18 protein-coding genes and 1 pseudogene are annotated in these 24,214 nt (G+C 73.9%); 10 read left to right on the forward strand and 9 right to left on the reverse strand.

From position 1 onward, the window contains the following. Positions 1-273: 273 nt before the first annotated feature. Positions 274-873: an RNA polymerase sigma factor gene (locus tag ACIBEA_RS00090; protein ID WP_399256213.1), complete on the reverse strand. Its 600-nt coding sequence runs from the start codon at positions 871-873 to the stop codon at positions 274-276. Positions 874-1,204: 331 nt separating this feature from the next. Here ACIBEA_RS00090 and ACIBEA_RS00095 point away from each other — a divergent pair, with 331 nt between their 5' ends. Both ACIBEA_RS00095 and metG read left to right on the forward strand, forming a co-directional pair. Further along, on the forward strand, positions 1,205-3,196 hold the full coding sequence (locus ACIBEA_RS00095) for a hypothetical protein (protein WP_399256215.1): 1,992 nt from the start codon (positions 1,205-1,207) through the stop codon (positions 3,194-3,196). A 255-nt stretch (positions 3,197-3,451) separates the two neighbouring features. Next, positions 3,452-5,170, forward strand: coding sequence for a methionine--tRNA ligase (gene metG / locus ACIBEA_RS00100; protein WP_399256217.1), 1,719 nt, complete (start codon positions 3,452-3,454; stop codon positions 5,168-5,170). A 101-nt stretch (positions 5,171-5,271) separates the two neighbouring features. Here metG and ACIBEA_RS00105 read toward each other — a convergent pair whose 3' ends face one another. Then, positions 5,272-6,786: a YfcC family protein gene (locus tag ACIBEA_RS00105; protein WP_399257864.1), complete on the reverse strand. Its 1,515-nt coding sequence runs from the start codon at positions 6,784-6,786 to the stop codon at positions 5,272-5,274. A 38-nt stretch (positions 6,787-6,824) separates the two neighbouring features. Then, entirely contained in the window at positions 6,825-8,195 is a 1,371-nt protein-coding gene (locus ACIBEA_RS00110) for a M20/M25/M40 family metallo-hydrolase (protein WP_399256219.1), read from the reverse strand. Positions 8,196-8,441: 246 nt separating this feature from the next. Between ACIBEA_RS00110 and ACIBEA_RS00115 the strand changes: the two genes are divergently transcribed. Next, on the forward strand, positions 8,442-8,975 hold the full coding sequence (locus ACIBEA_RS00115; protein WP_399256221.1) for a hypothetical protein: 534 nt from the start codon (positions 8,442-8,444) through the stop codon (positions 8,973-8,975). Positions 8,976-9,093: 118 nt separating this feature from the next. Then, entirely contained in the window at positions 9,094-9,870 is a 777-nt protein-coding gene (locus ACIBEA_RS00120) for a hypothetical protein (RefSeq protein WP_399256223.1), read from the forward strand. A 31-nt stretch (positions 9,871-9,901) separates the two neighbouring features. Here the strand turns inward: ACIBEA_RS00120 and ACIBEA_RS00125 are convergent, their stop codons facing one another. The 4 genes from ACIBEA_RS00125 to ACIBEA_RS00140 form a co-directional block, all read right to left on the reverse strand. Further along, entirely contained in the window at positions 9,902-11,515 is a 1,614-nt protein-coding gene (locus ACIBEA_RS00125; protein WP_399256225.1) for an NAD(P)/FAD-dependent oxidoreductase, read from the reverse strand. Next, entirely contained in the window at positions 11,512-12,696 is a 1,185-nt protein-coding gene (locus tag ACIBEA_RS00130) for an MAB_1171c family putative transporter (protein WP_399256227.1), read from the reverse strand. The genes ACIBEA_RS00125 and ACIBEA_RS00130 overlap by 4 nt, the downstream gene beginning before the upstream one ends. Before the next feature lie 56 nt (positions 12,697-12,752). Then, positions 12,753-13,301: a toxin-antitoxin system, toxin component gene (locus tag ACIBEA_RS00135; RefSeq protein WP_354380820.1), complete on the reverse strand. Its 549-nt coding sequence runs from the start codon at positions 13,299-13,301 to the stop codon at positions 12,753-12,755. A gap of 64 nt (positions 13,302-13,365) precedes the next feature. Then, positions 13,366-14,031 carry a helix-turn-helix transcriptional regulator gene (locus ACIBEA_RS00140; protein ID WP_399256229.1) on the reverse strand — a complete coding sequence of 222 codons (666 nt, stop codon included), beginning with the start codon at positions 14,029-14,031 and terminating at the stop codon, positions 13,366-13,368. A gap of 220 nt (positions 14,032-14,251) precedes the next feature. Here ACIBEA_RS00140 and ACIBEA_RS00145 point away from each other — a divergent pair, with 220 nt between their 5' ends. From ACIBEA_RS00145 to ACIBEA_RS00155, 3 genes are all read left to right on the forward strand, one after another. Further along, a complete protein-coding gene (locus ACIBEA_RS00145) occupies positions 14,252-15,241 on the forward strand; it encodes a helix-turn-helix domain-containing protein (protein ID WP_399256231.1) in 990 nt (329 codons plus the stop codon). A 211-nt stretch (positions 15,242-15,452) separates the two neighbouring features. After that, entirely contained in the window at positions 15,453-16,808 is a 1,356-nt protein-coding gene (locus tag ACIBEA_RS00150; protein WP_399256233.1) for a 6-phospho-beta-glucosidase, read from the forward strand. A 70-nt stretch (positions 16,809-16,878) separates the two neighbouring features. After that, entirely contained in the window at positions 16,879-18,975 is a 2,097-nt protein-coding gene (locus ACIBEA_RS00155; RefSeq protein ID WP_399257866.1) for an MDR family MFS transporter, read from the forward strand. 21 nt (positions 18,976-18,996) lie between these two features. Here the strand turns inward: ACIBEA_RS00155 and ACIBEA_RS00160 are convergent, their stop codons facing one another. Beyond that, positions 18,997-19,692: a TetR/AcrR family transcriptional regulator gene (locus tag ACIBEA_RS00160; protein WP_399256235.1), complete on the reverse strand. Its 696-nt coding sequence runs from the start codon at positions 19,690-19,692 to the stop codon at positions 18,997-18,999. Between the two features lie 128 nt (positions 19,693-19,820). Here ACIBEA_RS00160 and ACIBEA_RS00165 point away from each other — a divergent pair, with 128 nt between their 5' ends. Beyond that, entirely contained in the window at positions 19,821-20,750 is a 930-nt protein-coding gene (locus tag ACIBEA_RS00165; protein WP_399256237.1) for a zinc-binding dehydrogenase, read from the forward strand. Positions 20,751-20,816: 66 nt separating this feature from the next. Here the strand turns inward: ACIBEA_RS00165 and ACIBEA_RS00170 are convergent, their stop codons facing one another. Next, positions 20,817-21,455, reverse strand: a complete 639-nt coding sequence (locus ACIBEA_RS00170; protein WP_399256239.1) for a helix-turn-helix domain-containing protein — start codon at positions 21,453-21,455, stop codon at positions 20,817-20,819. Between the two features lie 65 nt (positions 21,456-21,520). Between ACIBEA_RS00170 and ACIBEA_RS00175 the strand changes: the two are divergent. Then, positions 21,521-22,586 (forward strand): annotated as a pseudogene (locus ACIBEA_RS00175) (NAD(P)/FAD-dependent oxidoreductase). A gap of 150 nt (positions 22,587-22,736) precedes the next feature. Continuing rightward, positions 22,737-24,170 (forward strand): NAD(P)/FAD-dependent oxidoreductase, encoded by a 1,434-nt coding sequence (locus ACIBEA_RS00180; protein WP_399256240.1) that lies wholly within the window; start codon positions 22,737-22,739, stop codon positions 24,168-24,170. Positions 24,171-24,214 lie beyond the last annotated feature (44 nt).

The following is a 24,214-nucleotide window of genomic DNA, read 5'->3' on the forward strand; positions in this document are numbered from 1 at the left end:
CGGGCCGGTCCCGCGCGGGATCGCTCCAGCCGGGCGGCCCCGGGCGGGCGCGGGCGTCGGCGGCCCGGGCCGCGGCCCGGGTCCGCAGCAGCAGCCGGGTCTCGGCGGCGCCGAGGTCGTAGTGCGGATAGCGGTCCGGGACCCGGGCCCGGGCCAGGAAGTGCTCCAGGGGGCGGGCGGGGTCGCCGCGGTCGCCGGCCCCGCGGTCCGCCCGGTCCGGGAGTTCGGCGGGACCCGGGAGTTCGGCGGGGTCCGCGTGCTCGCCGTGGTGGCTCATGGCGCGCCGCCCTCTCCGGCGAGGAGCCGGGTGAGCCTGCGGCGCGCCTGGGTGAGGTGGGAGCGGACGGTGGCTTCCTCGACGCCCATCACGTGGGCGGCCTCGCCGGTGGTGCAGTGCAGTCCGTAGCGCAGCAGCACGGCGTCGCGCTGCCGCTCGGCCAGCCGGGAGACCGCCGAGTAGAACTGGATGCTGTCGGTCAGCACGTCGTACGGATCGACGGCGGTGTCCTTGAGCGCGGCCTCGAAGGCGCTGATGTCCATGGGTCGCGGCCGCTGGTCGCGCTTGCCCTGTTGGTCGACGATGCGGTGTTTGAGGACGGTCCAGGCGTACGCCTCCAGCCGGTCCATGTGGAGCATCCGGAGCCACTCGTTCATGATCGCGTCGAAGGTGGCGTCGACGGCGTTCTCCGCGTCCGCGTCGGAGCCCAGCTGGAGGTACGCGAATCTCATGTAGGAGGGCCGCCGATCGGTGTGGAAGGCCCAGTACGACAGGCGCGCCCGCGTGTCCCACTGGCTCATCGGCGTCGCCGGCCGCTGCCGTCGGCTGGGCAGACCCACCGCCCCACCGGATTCCTCCGGTCCGCCATCGCTCACCGCTCCACCTCTCCCCCTCATGGCACTGGAGGTGCTCGCCCCCACCCTGCCAGCGTTCGCGCGGCCGCGAGAAGGCCGCCGGCAAAGCGGGGGAAAGCTGTTGACGGCCCGTCCGATGCGGAGCGATTCGTGATCGACTTCGATCGGCACGGCGACGAACTGTCGGTTCCGCATATGCCGACGAACGTTTCCCGTGGTCGGGGCCGGTCGGCGCCGGACCGGCGGCTCCGGGGCGCCTTCCGGGGCGCTCTCCCGCAGGGCGCCGGCAACCGGCCCGTAGGGCTGTGGGCGCGGCGTGTGACCATCCCAAGATTCACTCGTTTGTCTGACCGTGGGCACATCACAGCGATTCGGCTCCACCGCCGTCGAAGCAGCCGAGGCGGTCCTCGTCGAGCAGTACCCCCACCTGGTACGGCTCGCCTACCTGACGCTCCCCGACGGCCTCGGGCGGCACGCCCGGGTGCTGCGCGCGCACCGGGCGGTGCAGCGGGGGTTGCCCCGGGCACGCGCCGGTGACGAGCTGGAGCGTCCGGGGGGCGCACCCGACGGCCCGGGGGCGCCGCCCGACCCCGGCGACCCCGGCGGCCCGGGCGCACCCCCCGGCTCCGGCGGGCCGCTCGGTGAGGTGCGGGCCCGCGTGCTGCGGGCCGCGCTGGCCCCCGGCGGCCGGCCCGGGACGGCCCTGGCCCGGTGGGGGTGGCCACCCGCGCCCCCCTTCGTGTGGGGGCTCAGGCTCTGGCCCCCGGCGGGCGGGATCGACGAGACGGCCCGGCTGCTCGGCGGGGTGCCCGCGGCGGTCCGCGCGGCCTTCGTGCTGCACCGGCTGGACGGGCTCGCCGAGGCGGGGACGGTCCGGGTGCTGGCCGCCGCGGGAGTGGCGGATCCGGCGGAGAGCGTGCGCCTGGCCCTGGCCCTGCCCGTCGGCGAAACGCTTTTGCGGTCCACGGAGTTCGACGCCTGCGTGGTCAACACCCGGCCCACCGACCTGCTGCGCCGACGCCGCCGGGTGCGGGTCGGATGGGCGGCCGCGGCCGTACTGGCCCTGGTCGCCGGGGTCGCGGTGGCCGACGGGGCGCCGCCCGGGCCGGACGTGCGGCCCGCCGCCGGAGCCGTGGCCGCCGGGGCGCTCGACCCGGACCGGCTGGTGCGGATCCCGGCCGCCGCCTGGTCCGACACCGCCCGGGTCGACTTCACCGCCTGGCCCGCCCGCGGCGCGCGGGCCGGGGACCGGGGCCTGCTCGCGCGGGCGCTGGGGGCCTGGGCGAGCAGGTCCGCGCAGGTGCCGGTGAGCGCCGCGCCCGGGACCCCGACGGACCCGCCGGGGCGGCCGCCGCAACTGCTGTACGCCGGGGACGTCGAGGGCAGGGCGGTGGTGCTGCTGCTCGACGCCGACCGGGTGGTGCGCTACGGCGAAGCCGCCGGCGGGCCGCGGGAGCGGGCGCTCGACTTCGCCCGTACCGACGAGGCCGGGGTGACCACCGCGGGCGCCCTCGCGGTGAGCCGGGCGGGCGGCCGGGTCCGCTACCTGCTGGCCCCCTGGATCGCCACGGCCGCCACCTCGGACCTGCTGCGGCCGGCGGACGCCGGGCAGCCGCTGGCCGTGGCCGCCGACGGGGTCACCGCCGCCGCGGCGGTGCCCGCGGTCGCCGGGGCCGCCGCGGATTGCGCGAGCTGGCCCGTCCTCGTACTGACCTCGTCCACCCGCATCGTCGAGAAGCACTCCTTCGTGCTCGCCGACCTCGGCGCGCTGGCGCCCGTACACCTGACCTACACGCCCCTGCCGGACGGGCCGAACGCCGTGCCCGCCCGCCAGCCCAGGGAGGCGACCGGTCCCGCGGCCCGCGCCGCGTGGGCGCCGCTCGCCTGCGGGCTGCGGGAGCTCCGCGGGGGCGCGGTGCGGGCCGTCAACGTCTGGGACTTCGCCGCGTCCGAGCTGCCCGAAGGCGGCGGCCGGGCCGTCTGGTCCTGCACCCGCGCCTCCGGCTGGGCCGGGCCCGGCGACGTGCTCGTCCGGCTGCGGCCGCCCGCGGGCCCGGCGCAGGACGTGGCCCGGGCCCGCTCCACCGCCGCCTGCGGCCGCTTCGGCCAGCACCTTCTGGTCGGCACCCGGTGGCAGACGGCCGCCGGACACTGGTACGAACTGGCCGCCGGCAGTCGGGAGGTGGCGGCCATCACGGCCACCGGCGCGGTCCGCGCGGAGGCGGCCGGCCGCAGCCTCACCGCCCCGGCCGGCCCCGAGGGAGCGCCGGTGACCCTGACCGCCCGCCTCGCGAGCGGCGCCCGCATCACGGCCCTCGACGGCGCCGGCGGCGGCCGCGACTGACCGGGATTCCGCTGCCGCGCGGCTCCGGTCGCGCGGCCCGACCCCCTCCCCGGCCGGTCCCTGGCCGGCCGGGGCGTGATCAGCGCTCCTGTAGCATGACCGCGAGCGCGAGGGCGGTGACGCAGAGGTCACAGCCCTCGCTTTCGTGTAAGGCCCACCCCTTGAAAATGCGGCACGTGGCGTTTCGTCGGTTCGATACGATGAGCCCCTTCACGATCCTTCACACGCCGCACGTATGAAATGGAGCATCCGAGGATGTCTCGACACCTGATCACCAGCGCGCTTCCCTACATCAACGGGATCAAGCACCTGGGCAACATGGTCGGGTCGATGCTTCCGGCGGACGTGTACTCCCGGTACCTCCGCCAGCGCGGCCACGAGGTCCTCTACATCTGCGCCACGGACGAACACGGCACCCCCGCCGAGCTGGCCGCCAAGGCCGCCGGACTCTCGGTCGCCGAGTTCTGCGCGCAGGCGCACGATGCGCAGAAGGCGATCTACGACGGCTTCGAGCTGTCCTTCGACTACTTCGGCCGCAGCTCCTCGGAGCAGAACCGCGAGATCACCCAGCACTTCGCGCGCCGGCTCCAGGAGAACGGCCTTCTCGAGGAGCGCGCGATCCGGCAGATCTTCTCGCCGGCCGACGACCGCTTCCTGCCGGACCGCTACGTCGAGGGCACCTGCCCGCACTGCGGCTACGACAAGGCCCGCGGCGACCAGTGCGAGAACTGCACCCGCGTCCTGGACCCCACGGACCTGATCGAGCCGCGCTCGGCCATCTCCGGCTCCACCGAGCTGGAGGTCCGCGAGACCAAGCACCTCTTCCTGCTCCAGTCCAAGCTCCAGGGCGAGGTCGAGGCGTGGGTCGCCGAGCACGAGGAGGAGTGGCCGCAGCTGGCCTCCTCCATCGCCCGCAAGTGGCTGACCGAGGGCCTGCACGACCGCGCGATCACCCGTGACCTCGACTGGGGCGTGCCGGTCCCGGCCGACACCTGGCCGGAGCTGGCCGCCGACGGCAAGGTCTTCTACGTCTGGTTCGACGCCCCCATCGAGTACATCGCCGCGACCAAGGAGTGGGCGGACGCCGACCCGGCGAACCGCGACTACAAGTCCTGGTGGTACCAGGCCGAGGACGTGCGCTACACGCAGTTCATGGCCAAGGACAACGTCCCCTTCCACACCGTGATGTTCCCCGCCACCGAGCTGGGCGTCCGCGAGCCGTGGAAGATGGTCGACTACGTCAAGGCCTTCAACTGGCTGACCTACTACGGCGGCAAGTTCTCCACCTCGCAGAAGCGCGGCGTCTTCACCGACCAGGCGCTGGAGATCCTGCCCGCCGACTACTGGCGCTACTTCCTCATCGCCAACGCCCCCGAGTCCGACGACTCGTCCTTCACGTGGGAGCACTTCGCCTCCACCGTCAACAAGGACCTCGGCGGCACCCTCGGCAACTTCGTCAACCGCGTGCTGACCTTCTCGCGCAAGAAGTTCGGCGACGAGGTCCCCGCGGGCAGCGCCGCCGGCGAGGCGGAGGCCCGCCTCGGCGAGCAGATCGCCGAACTGCTGGCCGAGTACGAGGGCCACATGGAGGCGCTCCAGTACCGCAAGGCCGCGGCCGCGCTGCGCGCCCTGTGGTCGGCGGGCAACGCCTACCTCGACGAGAAGGCCCCCTGGCTGGAGGTCAAGACCGACCTGGACGGCGCGGCGCTCACCCTGCGCACCGCGATGAACCTCATCCACCTCTACTCGGTGGTCTCCGAGCCCTTCATCCCCGCCTCGACGCGCGCCATGCGCTCCGCCTTCCAGCTGGCCGACGACACGGCGACCTGGGTGACCCCGGAGCAGGCGAAGTCGCTGGACGCGGTCCCGGCGGGCACCCCGTTCACCGTGCCGCCGGTGCTCTTCGCGAAGATCACGGAAGAGGACCTGGAGTCCTACCGCGAGCGCTTCGGCGGCACCGACGCCGCGGCCTGAGGCCCGTAGCACGACCCGCACGACGCGAAGGGGCGCGGCCACCGCACGGTGGCCGCGCCCCTTCGCGTGCGCCGGCGCCCGGGCCGGGCCGGCCGCTGGGCCTACAGGGCCGCGCCCAGTGCCACGAAGCCGCAGATCAGGACGAAGAGGATCGCCAGCAGCGGCCACACGAACCGCAGGTACTTGTCGTAGCCGACCTTCGCCAGGGCCACGCCGCCGATGGTCACCGCGGTGGTCGGGACCCACAGGTTCATCCAGCCGCTGGCCGACTGCCAGGCCGTCACCACCACCGCGCGGGAGACCCCCGCGAAGTCGGCGAGCGGGGCCAGGATCGGCATGGCGAGCGTGGCGTGGCCCGAGGTGGACGGGATCAGGAAGGCCAGCGGCAGGTTCACCAGGAAGACGATCACCGCGAAGACCCCGGACGAGGTGCCCTTGACCACGCCCTCGATGGAGTGCAGCACGGTGTCGGTGATCTGCGAGTTGTTCATGATGACGGTGACCCCGCGCGCCAGCATGATGACCAGGGCGGGCGAGATGAAGTCGGCGGCGCCCTGGATGATCGTGGAGCTGAGCTCGGCCTCGCCCATCCGCGCCACCAGGCCCACCAGCACGGCCGCGCACAGGAACAGCGCCGAGAGCTGCGGGAAGGACCAGTCCAGCTCCCAGCCGTACGGGGTCGCGTCCGCCTTGCCGGTGAGCGCGCTCGACCAGGGCACCACCGAGAAGATCATGAAGGCGAAGACCAGGACCAGCAGCACCAGCACCGTCTTGTGCAGCCGGGTCAGCTCCGGCTCCGCCACCTCGTCGCCGGTCGCCTTGTGCTCCTGGTCCCCGGGCAGGAAGCCGCACAGGGACGTGGTCGGGTCCTTCTGGACCCGCTTCGCGTAGCGGATGACGTAGAGGACCGTCACCGTCGTCAGCACGATCCACATCAGGAACCGCAGCACGATCCCGTCGCCCAAGGAGATGTCGGCGGCCGAGGAGGCCACGCCGGTCGCGAACGGGTTGACCGTGGAGCACAGGACGCCGATGCCCGCGCCCAGGATCGAGGCGCCGACGGCCACGAGGCGGTCGTAGCCGAGGGCCAGCATCATCGGCACCAGCAGGCCGTAGAAGCCGAGGGTCTCCTCCGCGAAGCCCTCCACCGTGCCGAGCACGGCGAAGACCACCATCACGGCGGCGATCAGCAGCGCGCCACGGTCCCGCAGCCGGTGGGCGAGGCGGGAGATGCCCCGGTCGAGGGCGCCGGTCGCGAAGACCACCGTGATGAAGGCGCCGATCGCCAGGACGAAGAGGAAGACGCCCGCACTGCCGTAGAGCGCGCCCGTCAGGCTCGGGCCGACCTGGCCGGTGGTGGTGTCCTGGAGGCCGTAGAGGCCGTTGACGGGGGCGAGGAAGAGGTCGTTCAGCCGGTCGACGAAGCTCTGCGTGCCGGGGACCCGGTGGTAGGTGCCCGCGACCGGGGCGCCGCTGTCGTTGCGGTCGTACTGGCCGGAGGGGATGAGGAAGGCCAGCAGCCAGATCCCGACCGTGACCAGGGCCAGGATGGTCAGCGCGCTGGGGAAGGCGAACTTCCGCGCGGGCGGCGGTTCGCCGCCGGCCCCCGGCTCCAGCTCGGGCTCGGCGGGGGTGGGGGCCGGGCTCGCGGCGCTCACCGGTCACCTCCCGCGCGGTGGTCCGCGGCGTACTCGCGCAGGAACGCGACCATCGCGACCACGGTGTTGCGCAGCTCCGAGAAGAGCACGCGCTCATTGGGCGCGTGCAGGTTGCACATGCTGTCCTGCGCGCCGAAGAGCAGCACCTCGGCCCCGGGGGCCGCCTTGGCCAGGCCGTTGACCAGGGGGATCGAGCCGCCGGTGGCGACGTACGAGGCCTCCGCGCCCCAGGCCTCCTTCAGCGCGGTCAGCGCCGCGCGGTAGGCGGGGCCGCCGGTGCGCGCCTCGAAACCGGGGCCGGTGTCGCCGGGGGTGACGGTGAGGGGGATGCCGAAGGGGCGCTGCGCGCGCAGGTGCGACACCAGCGCGGCCCGTGCCTCCAGCGGGTCCTGGTGCGGGTGGAAGCGGAGGTTCAGCTTGGCCCGGGCGTAGGGGACCACGGCCGAGGCCGCGTGGTCCACGCTCGGGGCGTCCAGACCGATCACGGTGATCGCGGGTCCGCTCCACAGCCGCTCGCCCAGCGAGCCCGTACCGATCAGCGGCAGGTCGCCCCGGACGGAGGCGAGGTCCCGGAACTCCTCCTCGGTGTAGGTCGTCCCGTCCCACGGGTCCCGCCGCAGGCCGCGCACGGCCACGTCACCCGCGTCGTCGTGCAGCGTGCCCAGGGCCCGCAGCAGGACCAGCAGCGCGTCGGGGGCGGCGCCGCCGAACTCCCCGCTGTGCCGGGGCTCGGCGAGGGTGCGGACCTCCACGGTGACCTCGCAGGCGCCGCGCAGCCCGGTGGTCAGGGTGGGGGTGCCGGGCCGCAGGTTGCCGAGGTCCGCGATCACCATCGCGTCGCAGGCGAACCGGCCGGGGTCGGTGGGCGGGTAGTCGTCGAAGGCGCTGCCGTACTCCTCCTGGCCCTCGATCACCATCTTGATCCCGACGGGCGGCCGGCCCTCGTAGGCCCGCAACATGCCCAGGTGTGCGATCACGTTGGACTTGTCGTCGGCGATGCCGCGCGCCCGCAGACCGCCGGGGACCGGGGTCGGTTCGAAGGGCGGGGACAGCCACAGGCCCGGGGCGCCGGCGGGCTGGACGTCGTAGTGCCCGTAGAGCAGCACGGTGGGGGCGTCCGGGTCGGGGGGCGGGATCTCGGCGTAGATCACCGGGGCGGTGTCGGGCAGGTCGATGCGCTCCACGTTCGTCACGCCCGCGTCCCGCAGCAGCGAGACGATCAGGTCGTGCGCCTCCTCGACCGGTTCCGGCGGGTAGCCGGGGAAGGCGATCGAGGGGATCGCCGCCAGCCGTTCCAGATCGGCCACCAAGCCGTCCATCAGCGCATCGACCCGCGCTCCGAGGTCTTCCCGACTGCTCGCTTCCACCCGGCACCGTCCCTCTCATCCCCGCTGAGCTGCGGTTCTGCTCCCTCGATGATGGGCCGGGGGCGGGTGGGGTGCCGTGGCGGAATGGGCCGGGCGGGTGAACGGGGCCGGGCCCGGCGGGGGCCCCGCGGTCCGGATGGCCGGAAGTCGACCCTGCGGTGGCGATCTTGACTGATCCACCGCGTATCGAAGCCGTCCCGAAATCGTTTCTTCAGCCGAGAGCACTCACGACAGGGAGGCAGCGCGGTGACCGCTTGGCAGTACTTCGCCGGGGCCGGGTTGGTGGTCGCCTGCTGTCCGCTCCAGGGACACGTGGACGTGCCGCCCGGGGGCGCCCGGGTGGACCTGTGCGTGCCCGCCCGGCACGAGCCCGCGGCCCCGCCGACGCCCACGGCCCGACCCTCCCGGGCGGCCGTCGTCCCCGGGACCCTGCCGGGTCCCGCCGGGCCGACGGTCCGGCACCCGGCCCGGCCCGCGCCGGAGCCGTCCGTCACCCCGAGCCGGGCCGCCGTGCCCCGGCCCGCGACCGTAGCGGCGCGGCCGGAGCCACCGCCGGTCGCACCGGGCCCCCCGGCGCCCGGTCCCGCACCCGTCGCCCGGGCCGCGGTGCTGCCGACGGCCGGGTTCCACGTGCGCCCGTACCACCCGATGGCCCTCCAACGACGGGCCGCCGGCGGGATGTCCACCATGATGCTCCTGGTCGTCGTCACGACCCCGGCCGTCCTCGCGGCCGCCGCGCTGCGCCCGCGCGGCCGCAGCGGCCGCAGCGGTACCGCCTGAGCGGCACCGCCCGAGCGGTGGCCCCTCAGCCGCACCGCCCGAACAGTGCCGCCGAGCCGGCCCCCGGCTCCCGGGCACGACCGAACCACCGACCGATCCACACCACGGGAGATCCCGCATGTCCGAATGGCTGGTCCTGGCCATCGCGATGGCGCTCGTCTGCGCGCTCGTCCTCGCCTGCACCGCATTGCGGCACCGCCGCGTCGCCGCCGACGAGGACACCAGCGAAACCCCCGACGTCATCGAGTACATGACGATGATGGTCGGGGTGGTCTACGCGATCGTGCTCGGCCTGGCCATCGCGGGCGTCTGGGAGGCGCGCGGCGCCGCCGAGGACAACGTCCGCCGCGAGGCACAGTCCTTGTACGAGGTGACCCAGCGCGCCGACGTCTACCCGACGCCGGTGCGCGACCGGATCCGCGGCGAGGTGGACGCGTACGTCACGCACACCGTCAACGTGGACTGGCCGCTGCTGACCTCCGGCGCGAACTCCTCCCCGCAGGGCGCCACCCTGCTGGGCGCCCTGCGCAGCGACGTCACCCACCAGAGCCCGGCGAACGAACTCCAGGCGCAGGCCTACCAGCCGCTGCTGGACCAGATCGCCAGCGCGGACGACGCCCGCCACTCGCGCACCCAGAGCTCGGGCGCCACCCTGCCGGGCGTGATCTGGTTCGGGCTGCTCGCCGGCGGCCTCGTCACCATCGGGCTGATCTTCACCCTGCAGATCCGCCGCTCCGGACGGGAACTGCTGCTGGCCGGCCTCTTCAGCGGGCTGATCGTCTTCCTGCTGTTCATGGTGTGGAGCTTCGACGCCCCCTACGGCCGGGAGGGAATCGATTCGGCGGCCCCGTTCCAGGACCTGTTCCCCACGCTGGCGTTCGCCCTCGGCAAGTAACCGCCCGGGCCGGGCCGAGCCGGGGCGACCGTCAGGTCCCGGCCGGCTCCATCGGCTCCACCGGCCCGGCGCGATCCGCCCCGGGCCGCTCGGCCCGGTCCGTCCGCCGGGTGAAGCCCAACTCCCGTTCCGTCAACGGCGGGCCGGTGAGCTGGGGCATCCGCGGCCCGCGCAGCGCGTGCAGCAGCACCCGGGGCCGCACCAGCGTGGTGATCGGCGCCGACAGTGTCATCACCTCGGTGAGCGCGGTCGCCACCACGAAGTCCGCGGTGGCGGTCCGCACCAGGCGGCCCACGTAGCGCGAGAGCAGCTTGTCGGCGGCCCCGGGGCGCTTGCCGACGGCGTCCGGATAGAAGATGTCCTGCCCGGTCGCCAGGTCCCAGGCCACCGACACCGGCGCGGCCACCGCCCGCTGGGTCTGCCGGGACAGCCCGGCCGCACGCAGCCCGCCGCCCTCCACCAACGACCGGCGCAGCGCCCGCGCACCCTGGGCCGCCACCGACATTCCGTGGCCGTACACCGGGTTGTAGGACGCCACGGCGTCGCCGAGGACCACGTACCCCTCGGGCCAGACCCGGGACTTCTCGAAGTAGCGGCGCCGGTTGGCGGTGTGGCCGAAGGTGGCCACCTCGGACAACGGCTCGGCGTACTGGATCAGTTCCGCGACGACCGGATGGCGCACGGAGCGGGCGAAGCTCTCGAAGGCGGCGCCGTCCGCGGTCGGTTGGCCGCCCCTGGTGCCGGAGAGGGTGACCAGCCAGCGGCCGCCCTCGACGGGGATGATGACCGCGGTCTTGCCGGGCCGCGGATCGTGGGCCACGGACTGGATGTTGACCACGGGGAAGTTCTTCTCGGTACCGGGCGGCGCCTGGTAGAGGCGGCTCGCGTACACCAGGCCCGAGTCCACCAGCTCCTCGCGCACCGGCGGCACGCCGAGTTCGCGCAGCCACTGCGGGGTACGGGTGCCGCGGCCGCTCGCGTCCACGACGAGGGCGGCCGTGAGGCGCTCCTCGCCGCCCTCCGCTGTGGTGATCCGCAGCCCCGTGACCCGCCCGGCGTCGCCGGTCAGCCCCAGCACCCGGGTGTCCTCGACCACGCGGACGTTGGCCAGCGCGGCGACCTGCTCGCGCACGGCCCAGTCGACCAGGTCCCGGGTCGCGGCGAACAGGTAGTGGGTGGGCCGCCAGCGGCGGTACCAGCCGCCGGGGGAGAGGGCCACCATGCCCGAGGTGAGCGGGATCCGGTGCGCGCCCGCCGCGAGCAGCCGCTCGGAGAAGCCGGGCAGCAGGCCCTCGATCGCCTCGGCGCCGCCCGACCAGAGCAGGTGCGCGTGCTGGGCCTGGGGGAGGAAGGCGCGGGCCGCGGGGGTGGCGGGCAGGACGTCGCGCTCGATGACGGTGACCCGGTCGGCGTACGGTGCGAGCGCCGCGGCGGCGAGCATTCCGGCCAGACCGCCACCGATCACGACGGCCTCCCGCCGCGTGGTCGGCGTACCGCTCCCGGCGACCGCCGCGTTACCGACCGCCGCGCTACCGGCCGCCGGGCCACCGATCGCCGCGCCCCGGGCCGGGGGCTCGGCCGCGGTGCGCGGCGCCGGTATCCGTCTCGGACCGCAGGACCGGTCGCCGCTCGTGGTCTCGCTCATGGGTGACTGCTTTCCGTGCTGGCCGCGTGCCGGCGGGTCCGTGCTACTGCGGGGGAACGCAGGGCGCGCGAGATGCGTTCGAGATCGCGCGGGCCCTGTGCGGTCGGCGAGGTGTAGGCGTCCGCCGAACCGATGACCTTCTCCTCCGGATCGGCCGCGCGCGCCCGGACGGCGGCGGCGACCATCACCGCCTCGGCCGTGGCATCGGCTTGGGCGGTCCCCGCGCCCGCCGCGAGGGCGGTGGTCCGGGCGCGGTCGCGCAGGTCGTGGTCGAAGTAGGGATCGAGGTGGAGGATCCCGTCGTGGATGTCGGCCACCCGTTGGGTGACGCGCAGGTCGGCCGGCGACCACCACGAGATCCGCACGGCGCGCGAACCGTGCGGGACGACCGCGTGCAGTTCGCGCCACAGCGGTCCGAGCCGGTGGTACGTCGCCCAGGTCTGCCAGAAGGCCGACAGCCGCTGCACGACCAGCGGCAGCACGAAGCCCGTCCCGATCAGGAGGGCGGAGAAGGAGGCGACGGGCGGGGCCACGGTGGTGCTCAGCACGTCCAGGTCCTGGCCGGCCCAGCGGGCCGTCACGGCGGCGAACTTCGCCGCGTCGAAGACCAGGTTGAGCATGAACCCGCAGACCATGAGGATCAGCCCCGAGCGCAGCGAACCGCGCACGTGCAGGGACCAGCGCCGGCACAGCACGGTCATCACGACGGCGGCCACGGTGTGCGCCACGAGGTAGATGAGGATCATCTCGCGGATGTAGGGCGTGTTCGCGTAGTACGTGTCGAAGTCCCGCAGCCGTTCCACCGGGGCGCCACCGATGGCGAACAGGGAGAACTGCGACAGGATCACGGCGCTGTACGAGCCCACGCACCAGCGGGAGAGGGTGCGCGCGCGGTCGTCGGGGCCGCCCCGCCAGTTGATCAGCAGCAGCAGGCAGGACGCGCTGAAGGCGGTGAGGATGCAGTAGACCAGCGGCGCGGAGAAGTTGGGAATGCCGGTGATCCGGTTGACGGCGGCGATCGTGGGCGGAGCGGCGAAGAAGAACACCGAACTGGCGACGAGCAGGAGCACGCTGACGGCCCGTACCAGGGGATCGCGCCAGTGCCGGATCAGGCCCGGCAGCTTGCAGGTGAAGGCGATCACCAGCACGCCGGCCGGAATGTAGAAGTCCAGGCCCTTCACTCGTTCAGCCCGCTCTCAGCCATGTCAGTGGCCGCAGCCCAGGGTTCAGCACGTTCTCAGCCTCGGGGTCCTCGGTAGCCGAGGGACGCCTCGATGCGTCCCGCCAGCTCGTCGCGTTGGGTCGGTCCCGGCCCCAGGGAGGCCGAGAGCCATGGACGGCACTTGCTGCCGAGCAGCAGGCCGAAGGTCTCCGCCTCCGTCTCCTCCTGGACGTCGGCGCGGGTGCGCGCGGCGACCCGGCGGACCGTTTCGCTCAGGTCGGCCTCCTCGGACAGCAGTCGGGCGGCCACGGCCGCGCCGTCCACGTGGTGGCTGCAGTGGCCCGCCTTCATGTGCCACAGCTCGTGGCCGAGGATCACCAGTTGGTGGTCCGGGGCGGTGCGTTCCTCCACGACGACGAGGTCACGGTCCTCCATGTCCAGCCACAGGCCGCTGGCCGTCCCCGGGGGGAACGAGGCCATGCGGAACTCCACCGGACGCCCGCGGTGTTTGCTCATGCCCTTGCACAGGGTGGTGTAGAGGTCCACGGGTTCCACCGGGGCGGCCAGCCGGATGGCCGCCACCAGCTCTCCGCACAGCCGCCGCTGCTCTCTGCCTATGCTCACCGTTCTCCCCGTCGGCGCGGATCCGGATCAGGACTCAAGGGTCAGACCCAGCTTTTCGACTGGGTCATGATTGGGTCGGTTTGACGCTTTCGAGGAGCAGGTCCAGCCATTCCGTCACTTTGTCCCGGTGTTTGTCACTGGGCAGTTGGGCGGCGCGCCAGGCGATGCCCCGGACGCCGTGGTCCTGGAGGAGTCTTGCCAGTGGATCGCCCGTTGAAGCCTGCGCGGAGGCGAGCTGTCGCTCCCGCGCCGCGAAATCCTGGAGCAACTGCTGCTCGGTGCGCAGCAGTGCGTCGGTCAGGGCGTCGGCGTCGTGGGCGGCCAGGAAGCCCGCGTGCACCCCGAAGAAGCGCTGGATCGCGTCACAGTGCTCCATCGTGGGCCGGCGGTCGCCGTTGATCAGGGCGCCGGCCTGTTGACGCGACATGGCCGCGCCGTCCGCGATCTCCTGCTGCGTGTAGCGGCGTCCGTTGGGCTTGACGCGGGTGCGACGCAGCAGGTCCAGGCGTTGCAGGAAGCGGGTCTGCAGGTCGGGCTCGCCGGTGGGGCGGCCCTCCAGCAGGCTCTTGACCACGTCGGCCGGAACCCCGGAGGCCTCCGAGAGGCGACGGAGGTCGAAGACCTCGCTCTGGTCGCGTCCTAGCTTGCCCGCGAGTTCGGCGACGCGCGTTACGGTGGCTGCCAAGGGCACGTTGGCCACCGCGACGGGAGCCGGGAAGCCGTCTGTCACCAGTGGTTCTCCTAGATCGCGCGAAGGTCGGTTCGGGCACATGGTCGGCTCCTGGAGGCTAACCCTTCTCCCATCGAAGGGCTAGAACTTGCCACAGCTGTGGCGTGAATGAGCCGTCACGAGGCTGGAATTGCCACAATAGTTGACACTCGAATGAAGTCGGTAGCAGGATCGCCACACGGAAATGAAGATCCAGACCGTGAGGAAGGGGGAGCTCTCGGTGCCACATCTCGCAGCGGTGGGCCCGTCCGATGGCCTCGCCCGAGCCGGTGAGGGGCGCCTGACGGGTGAAGAGCCCGTCCGTGGCGCGGTGCGGTCGGAGCGACGCAAGGAGATTTTGCGCCAGCGGCGCGAAGAGCTGAACCTCAGCCAGGAGGACATGGCCGCCCGTCTGCGCATCAGCGTCCGTGCGTACGGGAATTGGGAACGCGGCCTGGTCAAGGAGTGGACGGACCGCAAGCTGCTCGCCCTCGCCGAAGCGCTGGAGATGAGCGAGCGCCAGTGCTTCTGGCTCTTCCGCGTCATGGTGGACCGCGATCCGCCGCCGACCTGGCGCGCCGCCGAGGAGAACCGGCTGCCCGCCGACCCGGCACAGCGGGACTACCTGCGCGACTACGCCGCGCTCATGGAGGCGGTGCCCTACCCGAGCTTCCTGGTCGACCACCGCTGGGACGTGGCGCTCACGAACTCGGCCTTCGACCAGCTCTTCCAAGCCGTTCGCCCGCATCCCACGGCGCTGCCCGACGACAACTTCCTGCGCTTCGTGCTGTTCCACCCGGACGCCGCGGCCGTGCTGGAGGACCACGAACCGGGCTGGTGCGTACCGCTGCTCGCGCAGTTCGCGACCAGCCTGGCCGCCGGCCCCGACGACGAGGGGCTGCGGAGCATCCGCCAGGAGGTGGCCCGCGACCCGTTCATGGAGGCCGCCTACCGCTACGGCGTCCCGCACTGGCTCAGCACCTACGGGGCCGATGCGGCCGAGCGCGACGGAGCGGTGCGTTCCGTGCGCCACCCCGACCCGCGGTGGGGCGTGGCACGCTGCCGGATGGTGGCGGAATCCGGCCGTATGTTGGACGCGATGGGGCTGACCCGGGTCACGCTGATCCTGTCGGCGCCGCAGGGCGTACCGATCGGACCCGCGCCGGTCGCGGCCGGGCGTCCGCCGCAGACCTCGGCGCGACTGCGCGCCGTGCCGTCGCCGCTCGACTGACCGAGCGGGTGACACTGGTGCCACGGAACGTGGCACGGAAGGCCGCGCCGCACCCGCCGCCGTCCGTGTCACCGAACGTGGCACGGACGCGTGGCGCGGGAGCCGTGTCACGATGCGTGGCACGGGACGGCTGGTACGGGCTCGGAGCGCTCCTCGGAGCCCGGGCCCGGAGCGCGGCGGGCGACGCCGCGCGGGCGAAGGGCGGTTGGGCGTGCGGCTGACGATCCTCGGCGGGGGCGGTTTCCGGGTACCGCTGGTGTACGGGGCCCTGCTCGGCGACCATGCCGAGGGCCGGGTGACCCGCGTGACGCTCTACGACGCCGATCCCGGCCGCCTCGCCGCCATGGCCCGGGTGCTCGCGGACCAGGCCGCCGCCGCGGGGGTCTCCGACGCGCCGGAGGTGATCGCGACCAAGGACCTCGACGAGGCCCTGCGCGGGGCCGACTTCGTCTTCTCCGCCATCCGCGTCGGCGGCCTGGACGGGCGCGCCACGGACGAGCGGGTCGCGCTGGCCGAGGGAGTGCTGGGCCAGGAGACCGTCGGCGCGGGCGGGATCGCGTACGGCCTGCGCACGGTGCCGGTGGCGCGGGAGATCGCGCGCCGGGTGGCCCGCGTCGCACCCGGGGCCTGGGTCATCAACTTCACCAATCCGGCCGGGCTCGTCACCGAGGCGATGGCCGAGGAGCTGGGCGACCGGGTCATCGGGATCTGCGACTCCCCGGTGGGCCTCGGGCGCCGGATCGCCCGGCTCCTCGGCGCCCGCCCCGAAGAGGCCTGGATCGACTACGTCGGCCTCAACCACCTGGGCTGGGTCCGCGGCCTGCACGTCGCCGGCCGCGACGAGCTGCCCCGGCTGCTGGCCGACACCGCCGCCCTGGAGTCCTTCGAGGAGGGGCGGCTCTTCGGCGCGGAGTGGCTGCGCTCGCTCGGCGCGATCCCGAACGAGTACCTGCACTACTACTACTTCAACCGCGAGACGGTCCGGGCGTACCAGGAGGCCCGGCAGACCCGCGGCGCCTTCCTGCGCGACCAGCAGCGGGCCTTCTACGCCGAGGCGGAGCGCCCCGGGCAGCGGCCCGGCGCGGCGCTCGCCGCGTGGGACCGCACCCGGGCCGAGCGCGAGGCCACCTACATGGCCGAGAACCGTGACGCGGCGGGCGCCGGGGACCGGGAGGGGAGCGACCTGGAGTCCGGCGGGTACGAGAAGGTCGCGCTCGCGCTGATGCGGGCCATCGCCAGGGACGAGCGCGCCACGCTGATCCTCAACGTCCGCAACCGCACCACCCTGTCGGTGCTCGACCCGCAGGCCGTCATCGAGGTGCCCTGCCTGGTCGACGCCAACGGCGCGCATCCGGTGGCCGTCGATCCGCTGCCCTATCACGCGGTCGGTCTGGTGACCGCGGTCAAGGGCGTCGAGCGGGAGGTGCTGGCGGCCGCGGCCAGCGGCTCGCGCCGGGACGCGGTCAAGGCCTTCGCGCTGCACCCGCTGGTGGACTCGGTGGCGGTGGCCCGGCGCCTGCTGGACGGCTACGTGCAGGACCATCCGGGCCTGTCCTACCTGCGCTGACCCTCTGCGCCGATCCCTTTCGGGGGCCGGCGCCCGGGTCTGCGGGGTGACCCGTTCGGCCGAGCGCCGCATGCGGCCGGGCGGCGGCGCTGTGAGAGTGCGAGATGTGACCACAGCTCCCGCGATAGCCGCCGCGCCGCCCGTGCTCGACCGGCGCCGGCGCAACGTCATCTTCGGCACGATCATGCTCGGCGTGCTGTTGGCAGCCCTCGACCAGACGATCGTGGGCACCGCCCTGCCCACGATCGTGGCGGATCTCGGCGGCGGCGACCACATGTCCTGGGTGGTGACCTCGTACCTCCTCGCGGAGACCGTCGCCACGGTGTTGGTGGGCAAGTTCGGCGACCTCTTCGGGCGCAAGGTCATCTTCCAGATCTCCGCGGTCGTCTTCATCACCGGCTCGTTCCTCTGCGGCCTGGCGAGCAACATGCTCCTGCTCATCGTGTGGCGGGGCGTGCAGGGCATCGGTGCGGGCGGCCTGATGGTCACCTCCATGGCCCTGATCGCCGATGTGGTGCCGCTGCGCGAGCGGGGCAAGTACCAGGGTGCGATCGGCGCCGTGTTCGGCGTCGCGACGGTCATCGGGCCCCTGTTGGGCGGGCTGTTCACCGACCACCTGAGCTGGCGCTGGGCCTTCTACGTCAATGTGCCGATCGCCGTCCTGGTGGTGGTGGCCGCGGCCCGGACGATCCCCTCGGTACGGTCGGGCGCGCGGCCGGCGATCGACTACCTCGGCATCGCCCTCGTCGCGATCGGCTCCAGCGCGCTGATCCTGGGGACGAGTTGGGGCGGCAACGAGTACGCCTGGAGTTCGCCGGCCATCATCGGTCTCTTCGTGGGCGGGGTGCTCGCACTCGCCCTGTTCTGCCTGGCCGAGACCCGCGCGGCCCAACCGATGCTGCCCATGCGGTTGTTCCGCAACCCGGTCTTCACGGTGTGCTCCGTACTGAGCTTCGTCGTCGGCTTCGCGATGCTGGGCGCGATGACCTTCCTGCCGACCTACCTCCAGTACGTGGACGGGGATTCGGCCACGATCTCGGGCGTGCGGACCCTGCCGCTGGTCTTCGGCCTGTTGATCGCCTCCGTCTTCAGCGGCAACGTCACGAGCAAGACCGGGCGGTACCGGATCTTCCCCATCGTGGGTTCCCTGGTCATGGGCATCGGGCTCTACCTGCTCTCGCGGATGGGCCCGGGGACCGGCGTCGCCCTCGAATCGCTGTACATGTTCGTGCTCGGCGTCGGGATCGGGCTGTCGATGCAGGTCCTGACCATCGCCGTGCAGAACACCGTGGACTACGCCGACCTCGGTACCGCCACCTCGGGCGTCACCTTCTTCCGGACCCTGGGCAGTGCCTTCGGCACCGCGGTCTTCGGCACCATCTACGCCAACAGCCTCGGGCCCGCCCTGACCTCGGCCGTGGCCGAGGCGGCCAGGGCCACGGGCGGCGACCCGGCACAGATCGCCGCCCAGGCGGGGAACCCGAAGGGCGTGCACGGGCTGCCGCCGGCCGCGGCCACCCCGGTGATCTCCGCGTACACGGACGCGTTGCAGACCGTCTTCCTGTGGACGGTGCCGGTCGCGGCGGTGGGCTTCGTCGTCGCGCTCTTCCTCAAGCAGGTCGCGCTGCGCGACACCGCCAAGGCCGGCTCGACCGACATGGGCGACGGTTTCGCCTCACCGGTGACGGCCTCCGGGGATTCGGCCAAGCTGCTGGAACTGGCGGTGGGCAGGATCGTCCGGACCATGGGTCCGGAGCAGGCGCGGGGCATCGTCAGCGCCTCCGACACCCGGCTCGACATGGCGGGCGCGTGGGCGGTCATGCAGGTGGACCTGCTGACCCGCACGGTCGGCTACGCCAGCCTCGGTCTGATCGCCTCCCGTCGCTCGCTGCCCGCGGAGGTGCTGGTGCCCGTCTTCGACCGGATGGTGGCGGAGGGCTACCTGACGCGGGAGGGCAGCTTCTTCTCGCACACCCCGGCCGGTGCGCGCGAGGCCGGGGTGATCTCCGCCGCCTGGGCCGACTGGCTCGGTGACCAGCTGGAGCGCGACCGCGGCCGGCCGCGCAGCGCCGAACTGCGGGTGGCGGCCGACGCGATCGCGAAGCGGCTGCTGGCGGAGGACCTGAGCGAGGGCAATTTCGCGCCGCGGGCGGCAGTGCGGTCGTAGCGGGCGGGTGCGCGGCGCCCCTCAGGCCCTGGCGTCGGGTGCGGGTGCGGGTGCGGGGGAGGTGCGTGGGGCGGCGGTCAAGGTCAGGCTGCCGGGGACCGCGGCGAAGGCTTCGCGCAGGCGCGCGGCGAGTGCGGTGCGCGAGGGCGCCCCGGTAGCGGCGGTCCAGGACTCCAGGGCGCAGTGGAACGCCGCCACCAGGACGTCGAGGGCCAGCCGCGGGCGCGGGTCGCCGGGGTCCTCGAAGACGAACCGCCGGTGCAGGGTCGCGAGCGCCGTACGGCTGGTGCGGTCGCAGAAGGCCAGGCCGTGCGCGCCCATCGACGGGGTGTCGGCCGCGAGGCGGCGGCCGAGGCGGACCTGTTCCGGCCAGCCGTCGTCCGGCATCGAGGCGAGCGCGGCCGACAGGGCCTCCTGGAGCATCTCCAGGAGGGGACGGCCGCCGGGTTCGCGGGTCTCCAGGTCGTCGAGGAAGGCCGCCCACAGGTCCTGGGTCGGCGCCATCGCCACGTCCTCCTTGCTGCTGAAGTAGCGGAAGAACGTCCGTTTGGACACGTCGACCGCGTCGCACAGCTCGTCGAGGGTCGCGCCGTCGAAGCCGCGCCGCGTGAACAGGTCCAGGGCCGCGTCGACCAGGGCCCGGCGGGTGCGGGCCTTCTTGCGTTCGCGCAGCGAGGGGCGCTCGGCGCCCGCGTGCGGCGGAGAATCGGTAGTCATCGGGGCCAGTGTAACCAAGACGCGAACGCCTCCTATAGGTTTATGCCACTGAGTGGCGCAATCGCGAAGCGGGCCACCGGTGCGGCCGCACCCGCGGCCACCCGTCCCGGAGGAAAGGCACCACACCCATGCGCGCCCTGCTCGTCGACCGTTCCGCTCCCGGAGGCCTGCGCCTCGGAACGGCCCCCGACCCCCGTCCCGCCGCCCATCAGGCGCTCGTCCGGGTGACCGCGACCTCGCTCAACTTCGGCGAGGTGCGCCACGGACTCGATGGCGCTCCCGACGGCGCGGTGCTCGGCTGGGACGCGGCCGGGGTGGTGGAACGCGCCGCCGCCGACGGCTCGGGCCCGCCCGTCGGCACCCCCGTGGTGACGCTCGGCGCGGAGGGGGCGTGGGCCGAACTCAGGGCGGTGGACACCGCCCTGACGGGGCCGGCCCCCGCCGGTGCGGACCCGGGCGCCCTCAGCACCGTCCCCGTGGCGGGCGCCAGCGCCCTGCGGGCCCTGCACCGGCTCGGCCCGATCCTCGGCAGGCGGGTGCTGGTCACCGGCGCCACGGGCGGCGTCGGCCGGTACGCCCTCCAGCTGGCCCGCCTCGGAGGCGCCCACGTCATCGCGTCGACCGGCGACCCGGACGCGTACGGCCCGGGCCTGCGGGCCCTCGGCGCGCACGAGGTGGTGGCGGCCCCGGCGGCGGTCGGCGAGCCGGTCGACGGCGTCATCGACCTGGTGGGCGGCGGTCAACTGGTCGATGCCTACGCGCGGTTGGCCGAGCGCGGCACGCTGGTGTCCGTGGGGCACGCGACGGACACGGGGGAGGCGTTCCCGTACGGTGCCTTCTTCGGTGACCAGGGACGCCACGACCGCACCCTCACCACCTTCTTCCTGCTCGCCTGCACGGACCTCGCCCCGGACCTGACCCGCCTGGCGGGCCTGGTGGCGTCGGGCGAACTGGACCCGCAGATCGCCTGGCGCGGAAGCTGGGAGCGGGCCGGGGAAGCGGTCGCGGCCCTGCTGGGGCGCCGGCTCCACGGCAAGGCCGTGCTCGACCTGACGTGACCCGCCCTCGGCGGGACGTCGGGGAGGCGTCGGGGAGGCGTCGGGGAGGCGCCTTATGCGCCGCGGTCAGGATGCGTCCTTGTCCCGCGTGGTGGGCCTGGCCCGCACATGGATCCGCTCGCCCTGCGGCCCGAACAGGCTCAGATACTCGGTGGGTTGCGCGACCGCGTTGAAGAAGGCGTGCGGGGTGCGGGTGTCGAATTCGGCGGCCTCCCCGGCGCCGAGCACCAGGTCGTGGTCGCCGAGCACCAGGCGCAACCGTCCGGACAGGACGTACAGCCACTCGTAGCCCTCGTGCACGCCCAGCCGCGGGTTGCGGACCGGCTCGGTGGCGGGCGGGAGGATCTGCTTGAAGGCGTGCACCCCGCCGAAGTTCCTGGTCAGCGGGATGTACGTGGTCCCGTGCCGGACGAAGGGGCGCGGGCGGACCCGCGGGTCCCCGGTGTCCGGGGCGCCGACCAGCTCGTCGAGCGCGACGCGGTGGGCCTTGGCCAGCGGGAGCAGCAGCTCCAGGGTGGGCCGGCGGCGTCCGGACTCCAGCCGGGAGAGCGTGGAGAGGGAGATGCCGGTGGCCTCGCTGAGCTGGGCGAGGGTGGTCCCGCGCTCCTGCCGCAGGGAGCGCAGGCGTGGTCCCACGGTGGTGAGCACCCGTGCCAGGTCCTCTTCGTCGGACCCCGCGGACGCGTCGTTCTCGGCGGCAACCATGATCCCATTTGCCGGTTCGGCAACACCATTTGTCAAGCGGGATTCCGGGCCCGCATCCTCACCTCATGAGGACGAACGATGCGGGTGCGGGTGCGGGTGCTGGTGCGGACGGGGCCGGGGCCGGGGCGGAGGTGGACGTGGACGTGGAGGTCGTGGTCGTGGGTGGCGGGGCCGCGGGGCTGGGCGCGGCGGTGACCCTGGCCCGCGCCCGGCGCTCGGTCCTGGTGATCGACTCGGGCAGCCCCCGCAACGCCCCGGCCGCACACATGCACGGATATCTCGGCCACGACGGCGTACCCCCGGCGGAGCTGCTGTCCCGGGGGCGGGCGGAGGCGATCGGCTACGGCGCCCGGATCGTTCCCGGTACGGCCATCGCCGCCGACCGGTTGCCCGGCGGTGGTTTCCTGGTGCGCCTCGGCGACGGTTCCACGGTCCGCGCCGCGCGGCTCCTGGTGGCCACCGGTCTGCGCGACGAGCTGCCCGAGGTACCGGGCCTCGCCGCCCGCTGGGGCCGCGACGTACTGCACTGTCCCTACTGCGACGGCTGGGAGTGGCGGGACCGCCCGCTCGCGGTCCTGGCCACCGGTCCGCTCGCGGTGCACCAGGCACACCTGTGGCGGCAGTGGACCCCGCGGGTCACCCTGCTCGCGCACACCTGGCGGGTGCCGGAGGGCGACCGGGCGGCGCTGGCCGCGCGGGGCGTCGCGGTGGTGGAGGGGGAGGTCCGGGGGCTCACGCTGACCGGGCAGGACCGACTGGCGGGCGTGACCCTGGCGGGCGGGGCGGCCGTCGTGTGCGAGGCGCTGGTCGTGGCCCCGCGGTTCACGGCCCGTTCGGGGGTGCTCAGCAGCCTGGGGATCACGGCCGTACGGCAGGAGCGCGACGGTCATGACCTCGGCACCGCGGTCGAGGCGGGGCCGGGCGGGGCGACGGCGCTCGCGGGTGTGGGTGGCGGGCAACGTGACCTCGCCGACGGACACCGTGATCGCCGCGGCCGCGCAGGGGGTGCGCGCGGGGATGGAGATCAACGCGGATCTGACGGCGGCGGAGGTCCGGGCGGCGGAGGTTCGTGCGGGGGAGGCCCGGGTGGGGGAGGCCCGGGCGACGGCGACGGGAGTGACCACCGGGTGAGGTGACGGCGTCCGGTGGGTCCCGGTGTGCCTCCTCCCACCAGGCGCTCGCTCGTGTGTGCGGGTTTCGCTCGGGCCCGGTCCGCACAGGCTCTGGAGGCGATCTGATCGTCGTACCGCTCGCTCCGCACCTTCGGCTCTGGGGGACGCAATGGCACATGTGCTGGTCATCGGCGGCGGTGTCGGAGGGTTGGCCACCGCCCTGCTCGCGGCGCGGCACGGGCACACGGCCGAGCTGTTCGAGCGCGACAGCCGGGCCCCGGGAACCGCCCTGGACCGGGACTTCTTCGGTTGGCGGCGCCCTTCCGTACCGCAGGCGACGCAGCCCCACGTCCTGCTCGGGGCGGCGCGCACGCTGCTGCGCGACGTACTGCCGGACGTGTACCGGGAGATGCTCCGCCTCGGTGCCCGGGAGCGGCACGAACTGGACTGGTTCGACGAACGCCCGCCCGCCCGGCCCGGGGACGAGGACCTCGTCATGCTCCAGGCCCGGCGCATCGTGCTGGAGAGCGCCCTGGTCACCGCGCTGCGCGGCGAGTCCGGGGTGGTCACGCGGTACGGCGAGCCGGTCACCGGGCTGCTGACGGAGCGCGCGGCGAGAGCGGGGGCCGGGGCCGGTCCGGCCGGGGCCTGTGTGCGGGTGACGGGGGTGGAGACGGCGCTGGGGGCGTACGAGGGCGACCTCGTCGTCGACGCGGGCGGGCGGCGTGGCGGCGTCGAACGCTGGCTCGCGCCGGTCGGCTGCCGTCCGGCGGTCGTGGAGCGCCACCGCACGGGGATCGCCTACTTCTGCCGCTGGTACCGCTTGCCCGAGGGGCGCCCGGAGGGCCCGCGCCGCCCGTGGGCGGTGACCGGCGGCCCCTTCGCCGGATGCGCCGTCTTCCCGGCCGACAACGGGACGTTCGCGGTGACCCTCTTCGTCCACACGCAGGACGAGACCCGCACCGCGCTGCGGGATCCGGCCGTCTTCGAGGCCGTGGCGCGGGCCTTCCCGCCCGGTGCGGCCTGGCTGGAGCTGGGCGCCGAACCGCTGTCCGAGGTCATGGCCACGGCGGGCCTGGACAACCGGTGGAGCGCGCTGGTCGACGAACGGGGACCGGTGGTCAGCGGGCTCGTGCCGATCGGGGACGCGATCACCCACACCAACCCGACCCTGGCGCAGGGCACCTCGCTCGCCCTGTGGGCCGCGCTGCGCGTGGCCCGTACGGCGCACCGCGACCCGGGGTCGGCACGTTTCGCCGCCGAGCACCACGCGTGGGCGGTGCGCACGCTCAAGCCGTGGTTCGACTTCCAGGTGGTGGCGGACGCGGCGGTGGGGGAGCGGTTCGCGACCCGGGCCGGCCGCACCGGTACGGCCCGCGAGACGGCCGCGCTGTTCGACTGCGCCCTGGACGACCCGGAGGTGATGCGGGCCCGGGCGCGGGTGCGGCACCTGGTCGACCCGCCGGAGCGGGCCTACGCCGATCCGGAGATCCGGGCCCGGGTCGCGCGGTGGTTGGCGCAGCGCCCCGACTACGCTCCCGGCACGGCCGGCCCGGACCGCGAGCAGTGGGAGAAGCTCACCTCGCCCCTCCCGGAGCCGTGAGGGGCGAGCAGGGCGGGTCCCCGGTCGTGGGGACCCTACGCGCG

Origin of the sequence: Streptomyces sp. NPDC051555 (assembly GCF_044454405.1) — a bacterium.
GTDB lineage: Bacteria > Actinomycetota > Actinomycetes > Streptomycetales > Streptomycetaceae > Streptomyces.

Bases quoted from the DNA above. Each gene is read 5' to 3' on its own strand.
- metG (WP_399256217.1), top strand. From the start codon at position 3,452: ATGTCTCGACACCTGATCACCAGCGCGCTTCCCTACATCAACGGGATC.
- ACIBEA_RS00120 (WP_399256223.1), top strand. From the start codon at position 9,094: ATGTCCGAATGGCTGGTCCTGGCCATCGCGATGGCGCTCGTCTGCGCG.
- ACIBEA_RS00125 (WP_399256225.1), bottom strand. From the start codon at position 11,515: ATGAGCGAGACCACGAGCGGCGACCGGTCCTGCGGTCCGAGACGGATA.
- ACIBEA_RS00155 (WP_399257866.1), top strand. From the start codon at position 16,879: ATGCGGCCGGGCGGCGGCGCTGTGAGAGTGCGAGATGTGACCACAGCT.
- ACIBEA_RS00160 (WP_399256235.1), bottom strand. From the start codon at position 19,692: ATGACTACCGATTCTCCGCCGCACGCGGGCGCCGAGCGCCCCTCGCTG.
- ACIBEA_RS00165 (WP_399256237.1), top strand. From the start codon at position 19,821: ATGCGCGCCCTGCTCGTCGACCGTTCCGCTCCCGGAGGCCTGCGCCTC.
- ACIBEA_RS00170 (WP_399256239.1), bottom strand. From the start codon at position 21,455: ATGGTTGCCGCCGAGAACGACGCGTCCGCGGGGTCCGACGAAGAGGAC.
- ACIBEA_RS00180 (WP_399256240.1), top strand. From the start codon at position 22,737: ATGGCACATGTGCTGGTCATCGGCGGCGGTGTCGGAGGGTTGGCCACC.